The organism is Streptomyces sp. NPDC006529 (genome assembly GCF_040611795.1).
GTDB lineage: Bacteria > Actinomycetota > Actinomycetes > Streptomycetales > Streptomycetaceae > Streptomyces.
The window spans coordinates 1-17,221 of the sequence record NZ_JBEXPB010000081.1 but is presented as its reverse complement, the minus strand read 5'-3'; the positions used below and the strand labels follow the sequence as shown (position 1 = coordinate 17,221).

The following is a 17,221-nucleotide window of genomic DNA, read 5'->3' as shown; positions in this document are numbered from 1 at the left end:
GCCCGGCTGGCGGAGACGGCCCCGGTGCGCGAGTGGCGGCCCACCGGAACCACCTTGGTGACCGGCGGCACCGGTGCGCTGGGCGCGCACGTGGCCCGCTGGCTGGCGGGCAACGGCGCCGAGCACCTGCTGCTCGTCAGCCGCCGGGGTGCCGGGGCCCCCGGCGCGGCCGGGCTGCGGGAAGAGCTGGCCGCGCTGGGCACCGAGGTGACCCTCGCCACCTGCGACGTCGGCGACCGTGACGCACTCGCCGCACTCCTCGCCGACATCCCCGCCGACCGCCCCCTCGGCGCGGTGGTCCACGCCGCGGCCGTGGTCGACGACGGCGTCATCGAGACGCTCACGCCCGAGCAGATGACCGCCGTCCTACGGGTCAAGGTGGACGCCACGCTCCACCTGCACGAGCTGACCCGTGACCTCGACCTGTCGGCGTTCGTCCTCTTCTCCTCCTTCGCCGCCACCTTCGGCGCGCCCGGCCAGGGCAACCAGGCTCCTGGGAACGCCTTCCTGGACGCCTTCGCCGAGTACCGGCGCGCCGCCGGGCTGCCCGCGACCTCCCTCGCCTGGGGCCCCTGGGGCAGTGCCGACGGAGACGACAGCGCAGCGGGCGACCGCATGCGCCGCCACGGCATCCTGGCGATGCCGCCCGAGCGGGCCCTGGCCTCGCTCCGGCACGCGCTGGACCGCGACGAGACCACTCTGACCGTCGTCGACATGGACTGGAAGCGGTTCACGCTCGCCTTCACCGCCGACCGGGCGCGGCCCCTGCTCCTGGAGCTGCCCGAGGCCCGCCGCGTCATCGAGAGCGCGGAACGGGAGTCCGCCCCGGACCTGTCCGGGGGTGTGCCGCTCACCCAGCAGCTCGCCGGGCTGCCCGAGGTCGAGCAGCAGCGCCTGCTGCTCGACCTGGTCCGCACCGCCGTGGCCGCTGTCCTGGGCCACGCGGACCTGACCTCCGTCGAGGCGGGCCGGGCCTTCAAGGAGCTGGGCTTCGACTCCCTCACCTCCGTCGAACTGCGCAACCGGCTGGGCGCGGTGAGCGGGCTGAAACTGCCGGCCAGCCTCGTCTTCGATCACCCCACCCCGGCTGCTGTCGCCGCGTACTTGCGCGCCGGGATCGTGCCCGACGCGAGGGAGAGCGGGGCACCGCTGTTGGAGGAGATCGACAAGCTGGAGGCCGTGCTGGCCCGGGGGACCGGGGACAACGTCGTACGGGCCCGGGTGACGATGCGCCTGCAGGCCGTGCTGGCGAAGTGGAACGAGAGCGAGGACCCGGCCGGTGTACAGGCCGCCGCGGACATGTCCCCGGCCGTGTCCATGGGCTCGGCCACGGACACGGGGGCTGCGGCCGATGCCAGCGACGAGGAACTCTTCGCGCTCATCAACGAAGGCCTCGGCCGTTATTGACGGCTTGCCGTTTATTGGTGAAGATGGCCCGCCCCCTGTGAATTGACCAGGGGAAACTGCCCTCTGCGCACACCCCCGGTCAGGGGTGCGTAGGGGGCAGTTAGGGGTTGTAGGAGGGATTGATCGGCAAATAGCCTGCCGCCGAGAAGTCGCTCCGCCCGACAGGCGGATCGACGCCTTTTCCGATGACATTCCTCGGCTCCGCGACATGGGTTTCCGATGCCGTCTGCTGCAAATGGGTGGTTGCGTTAAATGGCGAATGAAGAAACGCTCCGGGACTACCTGAAGCTGGCGACGGCGGATCTGCAGCAGACGCGTCAGCGGCTGCGCGAGGTCGAGGCGCGAAACCAGGACCCCATCGCCATCGTGGGCATGGGCTGCCGCTATCCCGGCGGCGCGACCTCTCCCGAGGAGCTGTGGAAGCTCGTCGTGGACGGCGTCGACGCCATCACCGGATTCCCCGCCGAGCGCGGCTGGGACATGGAGACGGTCTACCACCCCGACCCGGAGAACCCGGGCACGAGCTACGCCGACCAGGGCGGCTTCGTCCAGGACTTCGCCCGGTTCGACCCCTCGCTCTTCGGGATCTCGCCGCGCGAGGCCCTCGCGATGGACCCCCAGCAGCGGCTCCTGCTGGAGACCTCCTGGGAAGCCTTCGAACGTGCCGGGATCGACCCGACCTCGATGCGCGGCAAGCAGGTCGGCGTCTTCGTCGGCACCAGCAACCACGACTACCTGACGGCGCTGCTGAGCTCCTCCGAGAACGTGGAGGGCTACCTCGGCACCGGCAACGCGGCGAGCGTCGCTTCCGGCCGCCTCTCCTACACCTTCGGCCTCGAAGGCCCCGCCGTCACGGTCGACACGGCTTGCTCCTCCTCCCTCGTCGCCCTGCACCTCGCCGTGCAGGCACTGCGCAACGGGGAGTGCTCGCTGGCCCTGGCGGGCGGCGCCACCCTGATGTCCGCGCCGGGTACGTTCATCGACTACAGCAAGCAGCGCGGCCTCGCCACCGACGGCCGCTGCAAGGCCTTCTCCCCGGACGCGGACGGCTTCAGCCTCGCCGAGGGCGTCGGTGTCCTGCTCGTCGAGCGGCTCTCCGACGCGCGCCGCAAGGGCCACCCCGTCCTGGCCGTCATCCGCGGCACCGCCGTCAACCAGGACGGCGCGAGCAACGGTCTGACCGCCCCCAACGGGCCCGCGCAGCAGCGCGTCATCCTCCAGGCGCTGTCCAACGCCCGCCTCACCCCCGACCAGGTCGACGCCGTCGAGGCGCACGGCACGGGCACCGGACTCGGCGACCCCATCGAAGCGCAGGCGATCATCGCCACGTACGGGCAGGGCCGGCCCGACGGGCGGCCGCTGTGGCTGGGCTCCCTGAAGACCAACATCGGCCACGCGCAGGCCGCCGCCGGTGTCGCCGGCGTCATCAAGAGCGTCATGGCGATGCGCATGGGTGTGCTGCCGAAGACGCTGCACGTCACCGAGCCGACCCCGCACGTCGACTGGTCGGCGGGCGAGGTGTCCCTGCTCACCGAGGCGCGGCCGTGGCCGCTCCATGACGGGCCGCGCCGCATCGGCGTCTCGTCCTTCGGCATGAGCGGTACCAATGCACACGTCATCCTGGAGAGCACCGAGGACCCCGTCGGCGCCCCTCCCGCGGCCCCTGTCGGGACCGCGGCCGGTGTCCTGCCCGGCGCCCTGCCCGTCGTCCTGTCCGGCAAGACGGAGGGTGCCCTGCGGGCGCAGGCCGCCGCGCTGCACGCCCACCTCACCGCCCGCCCCGGCCTCGGCCTGGCGGACGTCGCGCACGCCCAGGCGCTCACCCGGTCCGCGCTCGACCGCCGCGCCGCGGTCGTCGCGCAGGACCGCGCCGAACTCCTCGACGGCCTCGCCGCGCTGGCTGCGGGTACCCCGTCGGCCGACGTGATCGAGGGGAGCGCCACGGAGGGCAAGCTCGCGTTCCTCTTCACGGGGCAGGGCAGTCAGCGGCTCGGCATGGGCCGCGAACTGTACGACACCTACCCGGTGTTCGCGGCCGCGCTGGATGCGGTCTGTGCCCGGATGGATCTCGAACTGCCGCTGAAGGATGTTGTTTTCGGGGCGGACGCGGAGCTGCTGGACCGTACGGAGTACGCGCAGCCCGCGCTGTTCGCGGTCGAGGTCGCGTTGTACCGGCTGGTCGAGAGCTGGGGTCTGCGGCCGGACTTCCTGTCCGGTCACTCGATCGGTGAGATCGCCGCCGCGCACGTCGCGGGTGTCCTCTCGCTGGGTGACGCGTGTGCGCTGGTCGCTGCTCGCGGGCGGCTGATGCAGGCGCTGCCGTCCGGTGGTGTGATGGTCGCGATCGAGGCGTCGGAGGACGAGGTCCTGCCGCTGCTGACCGAGGGCATCGGCATTGCCGCCGTCAACGGGCCGGCGTCGGTGGTCGTGTCGGGTGACGAGGGGGCCGCTGAGGCCGTCGCCGGGGCCTTCGCGGCCCGGGGCCGCAAGACCAAGCGCCTCACCGTCAGTCACGCCTTCCACTCCCCGCACATGGACGGGATGCTGGGTGACTTCCGCAAGGTGGTGGAGGAGCTGACCTTCGCCGCTCCGCGGATCCCGATCGTCTCCAACCTGACCGGTGCGCTGGTCTCGGACGAGATGGGTTCGGCCGACTTCTGGGTGCGGCACGTGCGGGAGGCCGTGCGCTTCGCCGACGGGATCGGCGCCCTGGAGGCCGCGGGCGTGACGACGTACGTCGAACTCGGCCCCGACGGTGTCCTGTCCGCCCTCGGGCAGGACTGCACCACCGATGCCGCCTCGGCCTTCCTGCCCGCCCTGCGCGCCGGGCGCCCGGCCGCCGAAACCCTGGCGACGGCGCTCGCCCAGATCTTCACCCGCGGTGTCCCGCTCGACTGGCAGGCGTACAGCGCCGCCGCCACCACCGGCGCCGCCCAGTGGCTCGACCTGCCCACCTACGCCTTCCAGTCCGTACGTCACTGGCCGGAGCCCGCCACCCGGGGTGACGCCGCCCCCACCCGGGAAACCTCCGCCGACGCCCGGTTCTGGGAAGCCGTCGAACGCGGTGACCTCAGCGCCCTCGCCGGGGAGTTCGAGACCGGCGCGGACCGGCCGCTGAGCGCGGTCCTGCCCGAGCTTTCCGCCTGGCGGCGCGAGCAGCGGGCGCAGGAGCAGGCCGACGCCCTCCTCTACCGCGTGGTCTGGCAGCCCCTGCCCCGCACGGGCCAGGGCGCCGTCACCGCCACGGCCGGGACCTGGCTGGTGCCCGTCCCCGCCGCCGAGGCGGACGATCCCTGGGTGCGGGCGCTGACCGACCGGCTCACCGCCGGCGGAGCCCGCCTGCTGACCCTGCCCCTCGACACGGCCGACACCGATCCGGCGGTCCTGCGGGCGCGTCTGACCGAGCGGCTCGGGCACGGCGCCGCGACCGTCGCCGCACCGGTACGCGGTGTCCTGTCACTCCTCGCGCTGGACGAGCGGCCCCACCCCGATCACCCCGCGGTGCCCGTCGGCCTCGCCCTGACCGCCGCCCTCGCCGAGGCGCTCACCGGCCCGGAGACCGAGCGGACCGGCTGCGGCGACGCCCCCCTGTGGTGCGTCACCCGCGACGCCGTCGCTGCCGCTCCCGGGGACCCGCTCGACGGCGCCGCCCAGTCCCGGGTATGGGGTCTGGGCCGGGTCATTGCCCTGGAGCACCCCGACCGCTGGGGCGGCCTGGTCGACCTGCCCGGCACGTGCGACGAGCGCACCCTGGCAGGACTGGCCGCCGCACTCACCGGCAGCGGCGACGAGGACCAGCTCGCGCTCCGTCCCGCCGGTACCTTCGTACGGCGCCTCGTCCACGCCCACGTGGCCGGCGACCCCACCCCCCGGTGGACTCCGCGCGGCACCGTGCTCATCACCGGTGGTACCGGCGCCCTGGGCCGCCACGTCGCCCGGCGCCTGGCCGAGCGGGGCGCGCAGCACCTCGTGCTCGTCAGCCGCAGCGGCGCCGACGCCCCCGACGCGGACCGGGTCCGCGCGGAACTCGAAGCACTCGGTGCGGCCGTGACCCTCGCCGCCTGCGACGTCACCGACCGGGAGGCCCTGGCCGCCCTCGTCGCGGGCCTGGCGGCCGACGGCACCCCCGTCCGCGCCGTCGTGCACGCCGCGGGCGTCTCCCAACCGCCCGGCACCGGCACCGACCTGCCCGGCTTCGCCCGGGTCGTCACCGCCAAGACCGCCGGGGCCGTCCACTTGGACGCCCTGTTCGACACGCCGGACTCCCTCGACGCGTTCGTCCTCTTCTCCTCCATCGCCGGAGTCTGGGGCGGCGGCGGACAAGGCGCCTACGCGGCGGCCAACACCTTCCTCGACGCGCTCGCCGAGCGCCGCGCGGCCCGCGGACTCGCGGCCACCGCGGTCGCCTGGGGACCGTGGGCCGACGGCGGCATGGCCACCGAGGGCGATGCCGAGGAGCAGCTCAGCCGGCGCGGGCTGCCGCCCGTCGCCCCGGAGACCAACCTGCTCGCCCTCGAACGCGCCCTCACGAGCAGGAACGCCGCAGTCACCGTCGCCCGCGTCGACTGGGACCGCTTCGCGCCGGTCTTCGCCGCCGCCCGGCCCCGCCCGCTCATCGGCGACCTCCCCGAGGTCCGCGCGACCCTGCTCGCACAGGCGCCCACGGGCGGCACCGCCGGAGCCGTGGCCGCTGATCCGTCCGAGGCCGTCCTGGAGCGGCTGGCCGGACTCTCCGGCGACGACCGGGACACGGCCCTGCTGGACCTCGTACGCGACCACGCCGCGGCCGCGCTGGGACACCCCTCCGCGGACGCCGTCGCCGCCGACCGGGCCTTCAAGGACCTGGGCTTCGACTCGCTGACCGCGGTCGACCTGCGCAACCGCCTCGGCGCCGCCTGCGGCTTGCGGCTGCCGTCCAGCCTGGTGTTCGACTATCCCAACCCGCAGGCCCTCACCCGGCACCTGCTGCGCACGCTCTTCCCCGAGGGCGGCGCCGGAGCCGGGGCGGCGGCCGCGGACCTCGACACCGACCCGCAGGACGCGGAGCTGCGGCGGACCCTGGCCACCATCCCCCTCGGCCGGATCCGCGAGGCCGGGCTCATCGAGGAGCTCCTGCGACTCGCCGACCCCGGCACCCCGGACGGAGGGTCCGGCCACGGAGCCGGCGAGGGGGACGCGGCGGGGGACTCCCTCGGCTCCCTCGACTCCATCGACGAGATGGACCTCCAGGACCTCCTCGATCTCGCGCTGGACGGCGGATCCGGTCCTGACGACGACACCCCTCCCGGCAACACCACCAGCAACAGCAACGTCTGACGTGCCCGAAGTGCGGAGTAAGTGATGAGCACCCCTAACGAAAAAGTCGTTGAAGCGCTGCGGGCCTCCCTCAAGGAAGCCGAGCGGCTGCGCCGCCGGAACCAGGAGCTCACCGACGCCTCCCGCGAGCCCATCGCGATCGTCGGCATGAGCTGCCGCTTCCCCGGAGGAATCAGCTCGCCGGAGGAGCTGTGGAAGCTCGTCGAGAGCGGCGGCGACGCGATCTCGGGCTTCCCCTCCGACCGGGGCTGGGACGTCGAGTCGCTGTACGATCCGGACCCCGACCGCCCCGGCACCACCTACGCCCGCGACGGCGGATTCCTCTACGAGGCCCCCGACTTCGACCCCGCGTTCTTCGGGATCTCACCGCGCGAGGCCCTCGCGATGGACCCCCAGCAGCGCCTGCTGCTGGAGACCTCCTGGGAGGCCTTCGAACGGGCCGGCATCGACCCGGCGACCCTGCGCGGCAGCCGAACCGGTGTCTTCGTCGGCGCGTCCGCCAACGCCTACGGCGCCGGCTCGGGCGAGCTGCCCGAGGGAGTCGAGGGACACCTCCTCACCGGCACCGCCTCCAGCGTCGTCTCCGGCCGCCTCGCCTACGTCTTCGGCCTGGAAGGCCCCGCCGCCACCATCGACACCGCCTGCTCGTCCTCCTCCGTCGCCCTGCACATGGCCGTCCAGGCCCTGCGGCAGGGGGAGTGCTCGCTGGCCCTGGCCGCGGGCGTCACCGTCCTCGCCGGACCGGAGGTCTTCGTCGAGTTCAGCCGTCAGCGCGGCCTGTCACCCGACGGCCGTTGCAAGTCCTTCGCCGAGGCGGCGGACGGCACGGGCTGGTCCGAGGGCGTCGGCGTCCTGCTCGTGCAACGCCTCTCCGACGCCCGCCGCAGCGGACACCGGATCCTGGCCCTCGTCCGCGGCTCCGCCGTCAACCAGGACGGCGCCTCCAACGGGCTGACCGCACCCAACGGCCCCGCCCAGCAGCGCGTCATCCGCCAGGCCCTCGAATCCGCCCGCCTGACCGCGGCCGACGTCGACGCCGTCGAGGCCCACGGCACCGGCACGACCCTGGGCGACCCGATCGAAGCCCAGGCGCTGCTGGCCACGTACGGGCAGGACCGCCCGGAGGGCCGGCCGCTGTGGCTCGGCTCCCTGAAGTCCAACCTCGGCCACACCCAGAACGCCGCGGGCGTCGCCGGCATCATCAAGACGGTCATGGCGATGCAGCACGGAGTGCTGCCCAGGACCCTGCACGTCGACGAGCCGACCTCCCACGTCGACTGGACCGCCGGAGCCGTCTCGCTGCTCACCGAGCAGCAGCCGTGGCCGCAGACCGGGCGCCCGTACAGGGTTGGCGTGTCCGCCTTCGGCGTCAGCGGCACCAACGTCCACACCATCATCGAGCAGGCCCCGGAGTCCGACCGGAGCGAGGAGCCGGCGTCGCCGTCCGCGGCCGCGCCGGTCGTTCCGTGGCTGCTCTCGGCCAAGGGCGGGGACGCCCTCCGCGCGCAGGCCGAGCGCCTCCTCGGCCACGCGGCCGACCACACCGGGGAGCGTCCGGTGGACGTCGCCCGGGCGCTGGCCGTGGGCCGGGCCTCCTTCGAGGACCGGGCGGCCGTGGTCGCCACGGACCGAGAGGGCCTGCTGGCCGGACTCGCCGCACTGGCGGAGGGCGGCACCGCCGCAGGGGTGGTGAAGGGCGCGCCGAGGCTCGGGAAGACCGCGTTCCTGTTCACCGGGCAGGGGAGTCAGCGGTTGGGGATGGGGCGTGAGTTGTACGACGCCTACCCGGTGTTCGCGGACGCGCTGGACGCGGTGTGCGCGCGCATGGACGGCTCGCTCGAACTTCCGTTGAAGGAGGTGTTGTTCGGCGGGGATGCGGTGGTGCTGGATCGTACGGAGTATGCGCAGCCCGCGTTGTTCGCGGTCGAGGTGGCGTTGTTCCGGTTGCTGGAGTCGTGGGGTGTGAAGCCTGACTTCCTGTCCGGTCACTCCGTGGGTGAGATCGCGGCTGCGCATGTGGCGGGTGTGTTCTCGCTGGAGGACGCGTGCTCGTTGGTGACTGCGCGTGGTCGTCTGATGCAGGCGTTGCCTTCGGGTGGTGTGATGGTGGCGGTGCAGGCGTCGGAGGACGAGGTCCTGCCGTTGCTGAACGAGCGGGTGAGCATTGCCGCCGTCAACGGGCCCAGGTCGCTCGTGATCGCGGGTGACGAGGACGCCGTGCTCGCGGTGGTGGAGGCCTTCGCCGACCGCAAGAGCAAGCGGCTCACCGTCAGCCATGCGTTCCATTCGCCGCACATGGACGGGATGCTGGGCGACTTCCGTGAGGTGGTGGCGGGGCTGGAGTTCGCCGCTCCGCGGATCCCGGTTGTTTCCCACCTGACGGGTGCGCTGGTCTCGGATGAGATGGGTTCGGCGGATTTCTGGGTGCGGCATGTCCGTGAAGGCGTCCGCTTCCTCGACGGTGTCCGGACGCTTGAGGCGGCGGGGGTCACCACCTACGTCGAACTCGGTCCTGACGGTGTGCTGTCGGCTCTGGCCCAGGACTGCACCACCGTCGAGGGCGCCGTCTTCGTGCCCGTCCTGCGCAAGGGCCGCCCTGAGGCGGAGACCCTCGTCACCGCGCTCGCCTGGGCCCACGTCCACGGCGTCCGGGTGGACTGGACCGCTTTCTACGCGGGCACCGGCGCCCGTCGCGTCGACCTGCCGACCTACGCCTTCCAACGCCAGCGCTACTGGCCCGCGCTCTCCTCGTACCACCTCGGGGACGTCGAGGCGATCGGCCTCGACGACACCGCCCACCCGCTCCTCACCGCCGGTGTCGCCCTGCCCGACTCCGACGGCATGGTCTTCACCGGACGCCTCGCCCTGTCCACGCACCCCTGGCTGGCCGACCACGCCATCCTCGGCATCGTCCTGCTGCCCGGTACGGCCTTCGTGGAGCTCGCGACCCGCGCCGGTGACCAGCTCGGCTGCGACCACCTCGAAGAGCTGACCCTCGAAGCACCGCTCGTCCTGCCCGAGCGCGGCGGCGTCCAGCTGCGCGTCCGGGTCGGTGCCGACGACGGGACCGGCCGCCGCGCGTTCGCCCTGCACTCCCGCGCCGAGGGCGTCGCCGCAGAGGAGCCCTGGACCCGGCACGCCGCCGGAGTCCTCGCCGAGGGCGCCCGCCCCGCCGCGGACTTCGACCTGACCGTCTGGCCCCCGGCCGACGCCACCGAGGTCCCGCTCGACGGCCGCTACGACGCTCTCGACAGCATCGGCTTCGCCTACGGACCCACCTTCAAGGGGCTGCGTACGGCCTGGCGGTCCGGCGGAGCCGTCTACGCCGAGGTGGCCCTGCCCGACGGCACGGAGGACCAGGCCGGTCGCTTCGGCCTGCACCCCGCACTGCTCGACGCGGCCCTGCACGCCATCGGGCTCGGCGGCATCGGCGCCGACGATGGCCAGGGGCGGCTGCCCTTCGCCTGGTCCGGAGTGTCGCTGTACGCGGGCGGTGCGAGCGCGCTGCGCGTGCGCCTCACCCCCGCCGGGGCCGAGGGCGTCCGGCTGGAGATCGCCGACGCCTCCGGCGCGCCCGTCGCGGCCGTCGAGTCGCTCGGACTGCGCCCGGTGACCGCCGACCAGCTGCGGGCCGCCCGCGCCACCTACCACGAGTCGGTGTTCCGCCAGCAGTGGTCCGAGCTCACCGGCCTGAGCGCCCCGGACCCGACGGCCCCGGCCCCGTACGTCCTCCTCGGGGAGATCGAGCCGGGACCCGGCGCGAACGGTGACCTCTACGCCGACCTGGCCGCGCTCGCCGCGGCGGCCGACGCGGGGACCGCCGTACCGGAGGAAGTCTTCTTCCACCTCGCCCCGGCACCCGCCCCGGTCACCCCGGACGCCGTGCACGGCGTCGCACACAGGGTGCTGGCGCTGGCTCAGGAGTGGCTGGCCGACGACCGGTTCGCCGCCGCCCGGCTGGTCGTCGTCACGCGCGGTGCGGTCGCCGCGGCAGCGGGCGAGGACGTGACGGACCTGGCCGGCGCCACCGCCTGGGGTCTGCTGCGGTCCGCCCAGACCGAGAACCCGGGCCGGATCGCCCTCGTCGACGCAGGTCCGGCCGAGGACCGTGCCGGGCTGCGCCGCGCGCTCGCCGCCGCGGAGGAGGAGCGCTTCGCCCTGCGCGAGGGCGCCGTCCTCGTCCCGCGCCTCGTCCGCGTCGAGACCGGCCGGGACGGTGACACCGCGTCCGGAGCCGTCGACGGCGCCCTCGACGAAGCGATCGACGGCGCCGACGCCTCCGGCCGGGCCGCTGCCTTCGGGCCCGAGGGCACCGTGCTGATCACCGGCGCCACCGGTGGGCTCGGCCGCCTCGTCGCCCGGCACCTGACCATCGTCCACGGGGTCCGCCGGCTGCTCCTCGTCGGCCGCCGCGGCGCCGACGCACCCGGTACGGCCGAACTGGCCGCCGAGCTCGCCGAGTCCGGTGCCACCGTCACCTGGGCCGCGTGCGACGTGGCCGACCGGGACTCCCTGGCCGCACTGATCGCCGGGATTCCGGCCGACCAGCCGCTGACCGCAGTCGTCCACACCGCCGGTGTCCTCGACGACGGCATCGTCTCCTCGCTCACCCCGGAGCGGCTGTCCGCAGTGCTGCGCCCCAAGGTGGACGCCGCCTGGCACCTGCACGAACTGACCCGCGGCCTGGACCTGTCCGCCTTCGTGCTCTTCTCCTCCACCTCCGGCCTCTTCGGTGGCGCCGGCCAGGCCAACTATGCGGCTGCGAACTCCTTCCTGGACGCCCTCGCCCAGCACCGCCGCGCCCAGGGCCTGCCCGCCGCGGCCCTCGCCTGGGGCCTGTGGTCCGCCGCCGACGGCATGGCGGGCTCCCTCGACGCCGCCGACGTCAACCGGATGCGCCGCGCCGGACTGCCCCCGCTGACGGTCGCCGAGGGTCTGGAGCTGTTCGACACCGCGACCGGACTCGACGATGCCGCCGTCGCCCTCATGCGGGTCGACGCCGACGCCCTGCGCCCGCAGGCCGCCGCGGGCACCATCGCCCCGCTGCTGCGCGGGCTGGTCCGCGGCGTCGCCCGCCGCTCCGCCGCCGCCGGTGCCCTCGCCGCCGGGGCCGAGCCGGAGCTGCGGGCCCGCCTGGCCGGGATGGCCCCGGCCGAACGGGACCGGGCCCTGCTGGACCTGGTCCGTACGCAGGTCGCGGCCGTCCTCGGGCACGCCGGTTCCTCGGCCGTCGAGTCGGGTCGGGCCTTCAAGGAACTGGGCTTCGACTCGCTCACCGCCGTGGAGCTGCGCAATCGCCTGAACGCTGCCACCGGCCTGCGCCTGCCCGCCACGCTGATCTTCGACTACCCGGACCCGACCCTCCTCGCCCGTCACCTGCGCACCGAACTGGTCGACGACACCGAGCAGGACCCCGCACCGGCCACCGGACCGGTCGTCCCCGCCGGCCCCGGCAGCGCCGCCGACGACGAGCCCATCGCGATCGTCGCCATGAGCTGCCGCTACCCCGGTGACGTCCGCACCCCCGAGGACCTCTGGGCGCTGCTGACGGCCGGTCAGGACGGTGTCACCCGGCTGCCCGAGAACCGCGGCTGGGACACCGCGGCCCTCTACCACCCCGACCCGGAGCACCCGGGCACCTCCTACGCCCGCGAGGGCGGATTCCTCCACGACGCCGCGGAGTTCGACGCCGACTTCTTCGGGATCTCACCCCGCGAGGCCCTCGCGATGGACCCGCAGCAGCGCCTGCTGCTGGAGACCACCTGGGAGGCCTTCGAACGGGCCGGGATCGCCCCGTCCTCGGTGCGCGGAAGCCGTACGGGCGTCTACGCGGGCGTCATGTACCACGACTACGGTGCCCGCCTGCACGCGGTGCCCGACGGTGTGGAGGGCTACCTCGGCACCGGCAGCTCCAGCAGCATCGTCTCCGGCCGCGTCGCCTATACCTTCGGTCTGGAGGGCCCTGCCGTCACCGTCGACACGGCCTGTTCCTCCTCCCTGGTCGCCCTGCACCTCGCGGCGCAGGCGCTGCGTGCCGGTGAGTGCAGCCTCGCCCTCGCGGGCGGTGTCACCGTGATGTTCACGCCGGGCACCTTCATCGAGTTCAGCCGCCAGCGCGGTCTCGCCGCCGACGGCCGCTGCAAGTCCTTCGCGGCCGCCGCCGACGGCACCGGCTGGGGCGAGGGCGCGGGCATGCTCCTGCTGGAGCGGCTCTCCGACGCCCGACGCAACGGCCACCCCGTCCTCGCCGTGGTCCGCGGCTCCGCCGTCAACCAGGACGGCGCGAGCAACGGGCTCACCGCCCCCAACGGGCCGTCCCAGCAGCGGGTGATCCGCCAGGCCCTCGCCAACGCCCGCCTGACCGGCGCCGACGTCGACGTCGTCGAGGCCCACGGCACCGGCACCACCCTCGGCGACCCCATCGAAGCCCAGGCTCTGCTGGCCACCTACGGCCGCGACCACGCCGAGGACCGGCCGCTGCTGCTCGGATCGGTGAAGTCCAACCTCGGCCACACCCAGGCCGCCGCCGGTGTCGCAGGCGTCATCAAGATGGTCATGGCGATGCGGCACGGCGTCGTACCCAAGACCCTGCACGTCGACGAGCCGACCCCGCACGTCGACTGGTCCGCGGGCGCGGTGTCCCTGCTCACCGAGCAGGTCACCTGGCCCGACACGGACCGGCCGCGCCGTGCGGGCGTCTCCTCCTTCGGTATCAGCGGCACCAACGCCCACGCCATCATCGAGCAGGCCCCGGACGTCCCGGTCCCCGCCACGGATCCGACCCCGGACCCGGCAGCGGCGCAGCCGCCGTACGTCCCGGTGCTGCTGTCCGCCCGCGGCCCGGATGCCCTGCGCGCCCAGGCCCGCCGCCTGCACACCCACGTCCACACCCACGTCCACACCGGCACCGGCACGGGCCCGAGCCCCGCGGACCTCGCCCTGTCCCTGGCCGCCACCCGCTCCGCGTTGGAGCACCGCGCCGCGTTCGTCGCGTCGGACCGTACGGAGCTGCTGCGCGGCCTGGACGCCCTGGCCCGCGGTGAGGACACGGCGGGGCTGGTGCGCGGCACCGCACGCGAGGGCCGGACCGCGTTCCTGTTCACCGGACAGGGCAGCCAGCGGCTCGGCATGGGCCGCGAACTGTACGACAGCCAGCCGGCCTTCGCCGCCGCCCTCGACGAGGTCTGCGCCGAACTCGACCGGCACCTCGAACTCCCGCTCAAGGAAGTGCTGTTCGGAACCGACGCGGCCCTGCTCGACCGTACCGATCACGCCCAGCCCGCCCTCTTCGCCGTCGAGACGGCCCTGTTCCGGCTGCTGGACAGCTGGGGCCTGCGCCCTGACGTGCTGGCCGGCCACTCCATCGGTGAGATCACCGCTGCGCACGTCGCGGGGGTCCTCTCCCTCCAGGACGCCGCCGAGTTGGTCGCCACGCGCGGCCGGCTGATGCAGCAGCTGCCCGCCGGTGGTGCGATGATCGCCGTCCAGGCGTCCGAGGACGAGGTCCTGCCACTGCTGACCGAGCGGGTCGCCATCGCCGCCGTCAACGGGCCGGCGTCCGTGGTCGTGGCCGGTGACGAGGACGCGGCTCGGGCCGTCGCCGCCGTCTTCGACGCCCAGGGCCGCAAGACCAAGCGCCTCACCGTCAGTCACGCCTTCCACTCGCCGCTGATGGACGGCATGCTCGCCGATTTCCGCAAGGTCGCCGAGGGCCTCGTCTACGCGGCCCCCCGCATCCCCGTCGTCTCCCTCCTCACCGGCGCTCCGGTCACCGACGAGATGGGCTCCGCCGACTTCTGGGTCCGCCACGTCCGCGAAGCCGTCCGCTTCCTCGACGGCATCCGGTCCCTCGCCGCCGCCGGAGTCACGGCCTTCATCGAACTCGGCCCCGACGGCACCCTGTCCGCCCTTGCCCAGGACTGCCTCGCCGACGCGGTGGACCCGGCGGACCCGGCCGGCCCCGCCCTCTGCGTCCCCGTCCTGCGCAAGGACCGCCCCGAGGCCGAAGCCCTCATCACCGCCCTGACGCTGGCCCACGTCCACGGAGCCACCGTCGACTGGACCGCGTACCACGCGGGTACCGGCGCCCGCCGCGTCGAGCTGCCGACCTACGCATTCCAGCGCAAGCGCTACTGGCTCGACGTCGGCGTCTCCGTCGAGGACGTCCTCGCCGCGGGTCTCGACACCCCCGGCCACCCGCTCCTCGGCGCCGCCGTCCCGCTGCCGGCTTCCGACGGCCTGGTCCTCACCGGACGCCTGGCCGTGTCCACGCACCCCTGGCTCGCCGACCACACGGTCATGGACACCGTGCTGCTGCCCGGCACCGCCTTCGTCGAACTGGCGCTCCGGGCCGGCGCCGAGGTCGGCTGCGACACCGTCGAGGAACTCGCCATCGAGGCCCCCCTCACCCTCACCGAGCAGGGCGGCGTGCAGCTCCAGCTCGCGGTCGAGGCGGCGGACCCGACAGGTCGGCGGATCCTGACCCTGCACTCCCGCCCCGCCGACGCCCAGACCCAGGAGCCGTGGACGCGGCACGTGAGCGGTGTCCTCGCCCCCGCCGCCCCCGCCCGCCCCGCCGACCTGACCAGTTGGCCGCCGGTCGGCGCCGAACCCGTCCCCACCGACGGCTTCTACCCGGCCGCGGCCGCCGCCGGCCTCGGCTACGGCCCCGTGTTCCAGGGCCTGCGCGCCGCCTGGCGCACCGCGGACGCCCTCTACGCCGAGGTGGCCCTCGACGCCGCCCCCGCCGCCGACGCGGGCGCCTACGGCATCCACCCGGCCCTCCTCGACGCCGCCCTCCAGGCCATCGGCCTCGGCGTCCCCGGCGGGGCCGACCCCGGTGACGGCGCCCGGCTGCCCTTCGCCTGGACCGGCGTCCGGCTGCACGCCGCAGGAGCGGCCGGCCTGCGCGTCCGGCTCACCCCCGGCGCGTCCGGCGGTATCGCCCTCGACGTCGCCGACTCCACCGGCGCCCCCGTCGCCACGGTCGACTCCCTGATCCTGCGCCCGGTCACCGCCGCCCAGCTCGGCGGCGACCGCACCGCCACCCACCACGAAGCCCTCTTCGGCATCGAATGGGCCCGCCTGCCGCTCGCCGCCACGGCGGTCCCCGCCGACGAGCGGTGGGCCGTCCTCGGCGAGGACACCACCGGATTCCGCATCGGTGGCGCCCCCCTCGACACCCACACCGGTCTCGCCGCGCTCCGCGGCGCGCTCGCCGCCGGGGCACCCGCCCCGGACGTCGTCATCGTCCCGCTGACCGCCGCCGTGGGTACCGGCGGCCGCGCCGCCACCGCCCGCACCGCCGCGCACCAAGCCCTCGCCCTGGTCCAGGAATGGCTGGCCGAGGAACGCCTTGACGCCTCCCGGCTGGTGCTCCTCACCTCGGGCGCGGTGGCCGCCGTACCCGGGGAGCACGTCACCGACCTGCCCCACGCCCCGGTATGGGGCCTGGTCCGCTCGGCGCAGTCCGAGAACCCCGGCCGGTTCGTCCTCGCCGACACCGACGGCAGCGACGCCTCGCTCGGCGCGCTCGCCGCCGCCCTCGCCGGCGACGAGCCGCAGCTCGCCCTGCGGTCCGGCGAGGCGCACGCCTTCCGCCTGCGCCGGATCGCCCGCACCGCCACCCCGGCCGCCGCCGCCCCGGACAGCGGAGCACCGGAGCTGGACACCACGGGCACGGTCCTCGTCACCGGGGCCACCGGCACCCTCGGCAGGCTCTTCGCCCGCCACCTCGCCCACGTCCACGGCGTGCGCAACCTGCTCCTGCTCAGCCGCCGCGGCGACGCGGCACCCGGTGCGGCCGACCTGACGCGCGAGCTGACCGACCTCGGCGCCGACGTCACCTGGGCGGCCTGCGACGCCGCCGACCGTGACGCCCTCGCCGCCGTCCTGGCCGCCGTACCCGCGGACCGACCGCTGACCGCGATCGTCCACACGGCCGGTGTCCTCGACGACGGCATCATCGACTCCCTCACGCCCGAACGCCTCGACACCGTCCTGCGGCCCAAGGTCGACGCGGCCTGGAACCTGCACGAGCTGACCGAGGGCCACCCCCTCGCCGCGTTCGTGCTCTTCTCCTCCGTCGCGGGCTCCTTCGGAGCCCCCGGCCAGGGCAACTACGCCGCGGCCAACGCCTTCCTCGACGCGCTCGCCCAACACCGGGCCGCCCGCGGCCTCACCGCCAGCGCCCTGGCCTGGGGCCTGTGGGCGACCGAGGACGGCATGGCCGGCGCCCTCGACGAGGCCGACCTGACGCGCATGGCCCGCGCCGGCGTCACCGGGCTCACCCCCGAGGAGGGCCTCGCCCTCTTCGAGACCTCCCGCACCCTGGGCGACGCCGTCCTCGTCCCGATGCGCGTCGAGCAGGCCACCCTGCGCGCGCAGGCAGCCGACGGCACCCTGCCGCCGCCCATCACCGACGCCCAGCGGGCCGTGCTCGACCTGTGCGACGGCACCCGGGCGGTGGCGGCGATCGCCGCGGCCGCCGGGATCACCG

At 74.6% G+C, this 17,221-nt stretch carries 3 protein-coding genes; all 3 read left to right on the top strand.

What is annotated here, in order from left to right:
• On the top strand, nucleotides 1-1,407 hold a 1,407-nt coding region (locus ABZY31_RS30415; protein ID WP_356416787.1), incomplete at its 5' end, for an SDR family NAD(P)-dependent oxidoreductase.
• A 252-nt stretch (nucleotides 1,408-1,659) separates the two neighbouring features.
• Nucleotides 1,660-6,723, top strand: a complete 5,064-nt coding sequence (locus tag ABZY31_RS30410; RefSeq protein ID WP_356416785.1) for a type I polyketide synthase — start codon at nucleotides 1,660-1,662, stop codon at nucleotides 6,721-6,723.
• A gap of 24 nt (nucleotides 6,724-6,747) precedes the next feature.
• Nucleotides 6,748-17,221, top strand: a 10,474-nt coding sequence (locus ABZY31_RS30405; protein WP_356416783.1) for an SDR family NAD(P)-dependent oxidoreductase, incomplete at its 3' end; no start/stop codon positions are given.

What these genes read in the sequence shown, in the direction of transcription:
- ABZY31_RS30410 (WP_356416785.1), top strand. Translation starts at nt 1,660, where the DNA reads ATGGCGAATGAAGAAACGCTCCGGGACTACCTGAAGCTGGCGACGGCG.